The sequence below is a fragment of the Vibrio sp. 10N.247.311.47 genome (genome assembly GCF_041467535.1).
In the GTDB taxonomy this organism is placed as follows: Bacteria; Pseudomonadota; Gammaproteobacteria; order Enterobacterales; family Vibrionaceae; genus Vibrio; species Vibrio crassostreae_C.
Genome location: NZ_JBFSUR010000006.1, coordinates 200,066 through 207,243, shown reverse-complemented (window position 1 = coordinate 207,243; position 7,178 = coordinate 200,066). Strand labels below are relative to the sequence as shown.

The following is a 7,178-nucleotide window of genomic DNA, read 5'->3' as shown; positions in this document are numbered from 1 at the left end:
CTAAGCTAATGACTAGCTGCTCGGGTAATATCGCCCGACACCGTTTCATCAGGCCAGTACTTTTCGCCATTTTTTGGAGGGTGTCAGCATTAAAGAATTGCTTAAATTGCTTCTGTAAGGAGATAATCGTCATCGGCTTCACTATTGATGTAGGTAGTTTGTTTGGCGACGATTATCTGATCATAAATGAAGCCTTTTTTCTATCTAAATAAACAAGTTAGCTCTTAAGATCCTGTCTATGACAGAGTTTAAGGAAGGCATTCTTCCACAAAGTATCCAGCAACCCATCGCATTGGTATTGGACGAATACGACGCGGGTCGACCTGATGTGATGTTTGTGATTCAGCAACTCTTAGAGCAAGACGGCAAATACACTTCTCTCGAGCAAAACCGCGTGATCACTCCCCACCCTTCTTTCCGCCTGTTTGCTACGTGCAACACGCTTGGCTTGGGTAATTTTTCAGGTTTGTATTCGGGTACTCAAGTGCTTAACCACAGTCAGTTAGATAGATGGAACATCATCGCTACGCTCAACTATTTAGACCCACAACATGAAACCAAGATAGTGTTGTCAAAGCGCCCGGAGCTAAACGATGAAAGCGGTCAACAATTAGTAGAGAAAATGATCGCCACCGCTGGTTTAACGCGTAACGGGTTTCGGGCTGGCGACCTTTCAACGGTGATGTCTCCGCGTACAGTGCTCACTTGGGCTGAAAACATCCAAATATTCGACGATGTAGCGACGGCATTTAGGCTTTCATTCTTAAATCGCTGCGAAGACGAAGAGAAAGAACTGGTTAGCGAATACTATTTCCGTTGCTTTGGTGAAGCCTTGGAAGCGCATACTCAAAATTATTCGCACTCGGAGTCGTAAACCATGGCCAATATTTCTTCTCAGCAGAAAAAGATCCTCGATATTGGTGTGTCTGTCGCCAGAGCAATCAGTGGTGAACTCGATCTGAACTATCGGGGAGAACGACTCTATAAAGGCAATAAGCCCTGTTATTACCAGTCTGCCCACACCAACGATCTCACCTTTGTATCTCGCCACGAGCTGAAAAACAGTAAGCTTTCGATGCAAGGCAAGATCGATTCATCGGCATTACGACTCTTGCTTTCAGATGCTGATCTTCACTACTCATTGCGACCGAAAAACGAGGTCGAACGTCTGTTATATGACTTCTGCGAGCAGGTGCGAATTGAATCGCAAGTTCCATCTTATCTAAAAGGCGTTACCACCAGCATTCAGTTCAACTTTGCGTATTGGAGCGACCAATATCATCAGAATGGCTTCACCGAATCACGAATAGGCATGTTGCTGTTTACTCTGATGCAAGTCATCCACACCCGCTTAACCGGTGTTCCGGTTTCGGAACCCATTGCTGAGACCATTGAATCGACTCGCGCCGGCATCGTGCCTACCTTCGGTCACAGCTTTAAACGCTTAAAGCAACATAGAACAGACCAAGAACAGTTTGCACACAGTGCCAATGAGCTTGCAGCCCTTGCACAAGAGTTAATCATCCAAGAACAGGAAAGTGATAACTCACCCACACCAACCGTTGAAGAAGACATCAAGATCCTTGCACAGCTTGCCTTGATTGTTGATGGTGACATTCAAGATCAAGACGTCGATACCGACATCACAGGCAGTAGCAAGGTATTCGAGTTGTCGGGCGCCAATTATCAGGTCTTTAATTCAGAATTTGATCAAGTCATCGCCGCAGACAAACTCGTCAGGCGTACCCTATTACTCGAACTGAGACAAAAGCTAACCGATGACATCATGGCGAGACAAGTCAACACTCGCCGTTTAGCCGCTATGCTTACTAGCTTTGTTGCCACACCACAGAGGAACCGACGTCAGGACCATTTAGAAGAAGGCATTGTTAACGCCACCACCATCACCAAGCTCGCCACATCGCCATTGGATAGCACTGTCTTTTATCAACCTGACATCGGTACATCTCATCAATGTGCCACCACATTTTTGATGGACTGCTCTGGCTCAATGCAAAAGCACAGTCACAAGCTAAGCCTACTGATTGATACAATTCTCAAATCCGTTGGACTGGCCAACATCCCTTTCGAGATTATTGGCTTTACGACCAATAACTGGAACGGTGGCAAGGTCTATCGGCAGTGGCTTAAACAAGGCCAACCAAAGCACCCGGGCCGCTTAAACGAAGTTCGGCACATCGTGTTTAAGGATTTTGATACCCATTGGAGACGTTCTCGACTTGGCATTGCGAGTCTTCGTAAAGCCGACATCTTTAAAGAAGGGATTGATGGCGAAGCGGTTCAGTTCGCGAGTCATCGATTGCAGCAGCACACCGCCCAGCGAAAGGTTTTGATTGTGTTCTCAGACGGCTGCCCGATGGATACCGCTACCAGTACCGCCAACGATCAGTTCTATTTAGATAACCATCTCAAACAGGTGATTGAACGTGAGTCGACCAAAAACGGTATTGAGCTTCATGGTGTGGGAATGGGAGTGGATTTGAGCCCGTACTATCGGAGCAACATCACGCTAGATGTACAAGAGAGCTGCTTGTTTGGGCTATCTAGGAGCATATTTGAGATGCTAAAGCGTGTTTAAACAGGGAAGCTTAGGCTAGCGAATCACTAGCCTCCTTTGTCGAGAATGGTTTTACGAGGAGCCAAACAACGACCATGCAGAGGCAGCCATCAAATATCCGCCTATCAGCATTAACACCGTAAACACCAGCTTTCTGAGTTGATCATTAGACAACGGCGGTGGGAAACGCCGAGCAAACATTGTGACAAGCGCCACCAGAGGAACAGCAATAGCGGATAACCACAATATGCTCTGTTCCATGTCGCCCGCCGCATAGACATTGACCGTACGGGACATCGACGTACAAGCGAAAACCATCAGCAGTGTGCTTCGCACCAGATCGAGCGAAAAAGGTTGCCGATAGAGATGATAAACAATCGGTGGACCTGCCATCCCAAATAATCCCCCCGCTAACCCAGAGCTAAATCCTGAGACAAGGAAAGATACGGTTGTCGAACGGACCGTTCTAGTTTTAGGTTTAAACATAAAGCTCAAACCAGCGAACAACACCATGGCACCCAATAGCCCTCGTAGGATTTGGGTTGCCGACTCGCTCAACGCGTCCAGCAAGTACACGCCCATCGATACGCCGGGAATAATACCGATGACTAACACCACCAGAATCTTGAGTTCCCCAAGCAGTGGCTTACCCATCAACGCCACCAAGCAATTGAACAAGGTCACAATACTGACCACAGCGGCTATAACGGGTAGGGATACCAAATTAAGGCTGACCGTTAGCCCAATCACAATGATACCGAGACCAAATCCAGTGACAGTTTGGAAATAAGTACCTACCGCAATGGTGGCAAGAATGGCGAGTAAAACAGGTAACTCCATTAGCTATCCTAATTAGGTTATTTGGGGGTAAATATGAGTGCAAGATTCCGCATTAGTTTAAGCAACGAGTGTTAATACCGGAATTCAAACTCCGACTCTTCTCTTTCTTCAACATCAGCTTCAGAGTCAGCCTTAGAGTCAGATGCTTTCCCTTGCTGCGCTTGTACCGCGGTAACGGCAATGACATTAAAGATATCTTCGGCACTACAGCCTCTGGACAAGTCATTCGCTGGTTGATTCAGCCCTTGCAGCAACGGGCCAATCGCAACAGCCCCACCTAGCCTTTCCGCAAGCTTATAACCGATATTACCGGCTTCTAAGTTAGGAAATATCAACACGTTAGATTGACCTTTGACCTCTGAATCAGGCAACTTTTTCGCCGCTATTTCAGTGACAATCGCCGCATCGAGTTGAACGTCCTGATCGACGGCGATTCCGGGACAACGTTGTTTCACGAGTTGAGCAGCATTACGAACCTTATCGACCGATTCGTGTTTGGCACTCCCGTTGGTCGAAAACGACAGCATCGCTACTTTAGGCTCTTCCATCAGTAGCGTTTGAGCACTGTTTGATGCGGCCACGGCAATCGATGCCAGCTCGGTTTCAGTGGGGTTAATCACCAAACCACAATCGCTGAAAATCATACCGCCTTTAAGATTATGGAAAGGCTCACACAGCATCATCAAGAAGAAACTCGACACCAATTCGCTGTCCGGTGCAGGGCCGATAATCTGCAGCGCAGCTCGCACCACATCAGACGTGGTATAAACCGCGCCATTAACTGTGCCGTCTACCAGTCCTTCCCTTACCATCAAATTGGCAAAAACAAGTGGATCTTGAACCAGCTCTAGGGCGTCATCATAAGTCATGCCTTTAGCTTTCCTTAATGTATACAGCCGCTCAGCGAGCACTTCTTTGAGTGACGACGCCTGTGGAGAAACAATATGAATGCCAGCGAGGTTAATGTGGTGAAGTTCTGCAGCAGCGATGATCGCCGATTCATCGCCCACAAGTGTGATGTGAGCGAGCTGTTTGTCGATTGCTATTCTTGCAGCAGCTAGCACTCGCGGGTCCTCCGCTTCACTCAAAACAACGCGCTTACGATCTAAATGAGCTTTATCAATAATCCGTTCAATCGCATTCATCTTTAAATCCCATTTATTGAGATTAATTGTTCCATAATTTATATTTATATTATTGGAATAACAAAAAAGGTCAAATTTTATTCAGATAATTGAAGAATAATGATTTGGTATGTACACTCTTAGGCATAGACATATCGCAAGGATGAATCACTGTATGCAAACAGAAACACCGCAAGTTCAAGGGGATACACCGACCCTCCGACTTTTTGCACTATTAGAGGTGATAGCGCAAAAAGACGAGTTTATTTCTCTGCAAGGTTTAGTCGAAGAGACCGGATTGCCAAAACCCACGCTGCACCGAATGCTTCAACAGTTAGAAGCGGCGGGCATCATTCAAAGAGATGGCGACGAAAAGCACTACAGCTCAGGTATTCGACTCAGAAAACTTGCCGAAAACCTACTTTTGAATAGCACCATGCACAGCGCGCGACGCACTATCCTTGAGAACCTGAGAGCAGAAGTCGGTGAGAGTTGTAACCTGACCGCTCTTTCAAGTGGCGAAATCATCTATCTCGATCGTGCCGAAACTGAAGCCCCCCTTCGCTTTCACCTGCACCCCGGCTCTCGCGTTCCCGTGCACTGCTCGGCTACCGGCAAACTGTTTTTAGCACACATGTCTAAGTCGCAGCGCAGACGATTAATTGAAAACGTGCCGCTGACTCAATACACCGTGAACACGATTACCGACTATTCGACTCTAGAGAAAGACATCGAAGAAGCGAAAATCCAAGGTTTTGCTATTGATGATGAAGAGTTTTTGCCAGGCTTAGTCTGTATCGCTGTGCTGATACCCTCACCAACAGGTCAATCAAACCTAGGCCTAGCGATACAAGCACCTGTGATTCGAGTGAAACCGGACGAAGCAATAAAATTCTTGCCCGCACTTCAAAAAGCAGCAAAAGCATTAGCGAAGATAGAAGCAGACAACTGGGCGCAAGAATAACCTTGGCAGGCTAAAGCGAATCATCAGCACTGCATAGACATCAACTCAATAACAGCACCAACACGTGTTAAGTAATCATCAAGAAGGAATCACATGCTAGAAATTAATAACCAGCGCTTACTCTCTTTTATGGTGACAGAAGCGAATAACGCGGTTGCCGTGACCAATCCAGCAACGGGTGAACTCATCGGGCACGCACCGGTATCATCAAAAACAGAGTTAGCGAGCGCGATTGAACGAGCTCATTTAGCACAGAAAGAGTGGGCAAAAATTCCTGCTAAATCTCGTGCTGCACTGCTTCATCGCTGGCACCAGTTGATCCTTGAAAACAAAGATGACCTTGCTCGAATCATGACAATGGAACAGGGTAAGCCGTTAGCCGAAGCGACAGGTGAAGTGGTGTATGGCGCGAGCTTCATTGAATGGTTTGCAGAAGAAGCGAAGCGCACTTATGGTGATTCCATTCCTAGCACAGTCGCTGGCAAACGCTTGGTGACCATCAAGCAGCCTATTGGTGTCGCATGTGCGATTACGCCATGGAACTTCCCGATTGCAATGATCACTCGTAAAGCGGCTCCTGCCTTAGCAGCGGGTTGTAGCTTTGTCGTGAAACCTTCAGATGAGACACCGCTTTCTGCGTTTGCTGTGGTTGAACTGGCTTATCAAGCGGGTATCCCTAAGGATCTACTTCAAGTCGTTCTTGGTGAAAGCCCTGAACAAGTGGGCAACCTATTCACTTCGCATCCGTTGATCAAAAAAATCTCTTTCACTGGGTCGACCCGTGTGGGCAGCATTTTGATGGCTCAAGCTGCAAAAGGCATCAAACGCACCTCTATGGAGCTTGGTGGCAATGCACCTTTTATTGTGTTTGACGATGCTGACATCGACGCGGCCGTTCAAGGCGCAATGGCGTCGAAGTTCCGTAATGCAGGTCAAACATGTGTCTGTGCAAACCGATTCTACGTTCACAGTAAAGTGTACGATGAGTTTGTGGCTAAATTCGATCAAGCGGTTCAGCAGCTTAAGATTGGTAACGGTTTAGATGAGGGTGTCACGATTGGACCTGTTGTCAGCCTGAATGCGAAGAACAACATCCAAGCTTTGATAAACCGAGCGATTGAACAAGGTGCTGCGCCTGTCACGCCAACTCAGGAGCTTAATGGGCTTTTCATTCAGCCTGTTGTTCTTAAAGATGTAAAACACAGCATGGACATCGTTCAACAAGAGATCTTTGGCCCAGTCGCGCCTGTGATGAAATTCGACACGGACGAAGAGCTTATCGAGATGGCCAACGATACCATTTATGGATTAGCGTCGTACTTCTACAGTCAGAACATTCATCGAGTATGGAACATCGCAGAGGCACTTGAGTACGGTATGGTGGGTATTAATGATGGCCTGATCTCAACCGAAGTCGCGCCTTTCGGTGGCGTGAAACAATCAGGTATTGGCCGTGAAGGTGCGAAAGAAGGCATCGATGAGTACATGGACATTAAGTATCTTTGCTTTGGCGGAAAATAAGGTTGGTAGTAACTAAGTTCTGGCAGTGATTAGGGCTCGGAAATAATTAAGTCTTAGTGATCACTAACCTGACCTACTTTCCACCTTTCCCTTCACAAAAATGAATCAAAAAAAAGCCGCGCTATAAAAGCGCGGCACCTTGGGCTCGGTT

General features: G+C 47.0%; 5 protein-coding genes and 2 pseudogenes. 4 read left to right on the top strand and 3 right to left on the bottom strand.

From position 1 onward, the window contains the following. A pseudogene (locus AB6E51_RS06675) lies at window positions 1-133 on the bottom strand (IS4 family transposase); the annotation flags it as partial. Between the two features lie 99 nt (window positions 134-232). Here AB6E51_RS06675 and AB6E51_RS06670 point away from each other — a divergent pair. Together AB6E51_RS06670 and AB6E51_RS06665 are read left to right on the top strand one after the other, a co-directional pair. Next, window positions 233-874, top strand: a pseudogene (locus tag AB6E51_RS06670) (aerobic cobaltochelatase subunit CobS); the annotation flags it as partial. 3 nt (window positions 875-877) lie between these two features. After that, window positions 878-2,599 (top strand): cobaltochelatase CobT-related protein, encoded by a 1,722-nt coding sequence (locus AB6E51_RS06665; RefSeq protein ID WP_372058999.1) that lies wholly within the window; start codon window positions 878-880, stop codon window positions 2,597-2,599. 51 nt (window positions 2,600-2,650) lie between these two features. Here AB6E51_RS06665 and AB6E51_RS06660 read toward each other — a convergent pair whose 3' ends face one another. Further along, window positions 2,651-3,418, bottom strand: coding sequence for a TSUP family transporter (locus AB6E51_RS06660; RefSeq protein WP_372059000.1), 768 nt, complete (start codon window positions 3,416-3,418; stop codon window positions 2,651-2,653). Window positions 3,419-3,489: 71 nt separating this feature from the next. After that, window positions 3,490-4,563, bottom strand: coding sequence for a phosphate acetyltransferase (gene pta, locus AB6E51_RS06655; protein WP_372059002.1), 1,074 nt, complete (start codon window positions 4,561-4,563; stop codon window positions 3,490-3,492). 154 nt (window positions 4,564-4,717) lie between these two features. Between pta and AB6E51_RS06650 the strand changes: the two genes are divergently transcribed. Together AB6E51_RS06650 and AB6E51_RS06645 are read left to right on the top strand one after the other, a co-directional pair. After that, complete coding sequence (locus tag AB6E51_RS06650; protein ID WP_017064281.1) at window positions 4,718-5,506, top strand: IclR family transcriptional regulator; 789 nt, start codon at window positions 4,718-4,720, stop codon at window positions 5,504-5,506. 93 nt (window positions 5,507-5,599) lie between these two features. Continuing rightward, window positions 5,600-7,027, top strand: a complete 1,428-nt coding sequence (locus AB6E51_RS06645; protein ID WP_136981764.1) for an NAD-dependent succinate-semialdehyde dehydrogenase — start codon at window positions 5,600-5,602, stop codon at window positions 7,025-7,027. Window positions 7,028-7,178 lie beyond the last annotated feature (151 nt).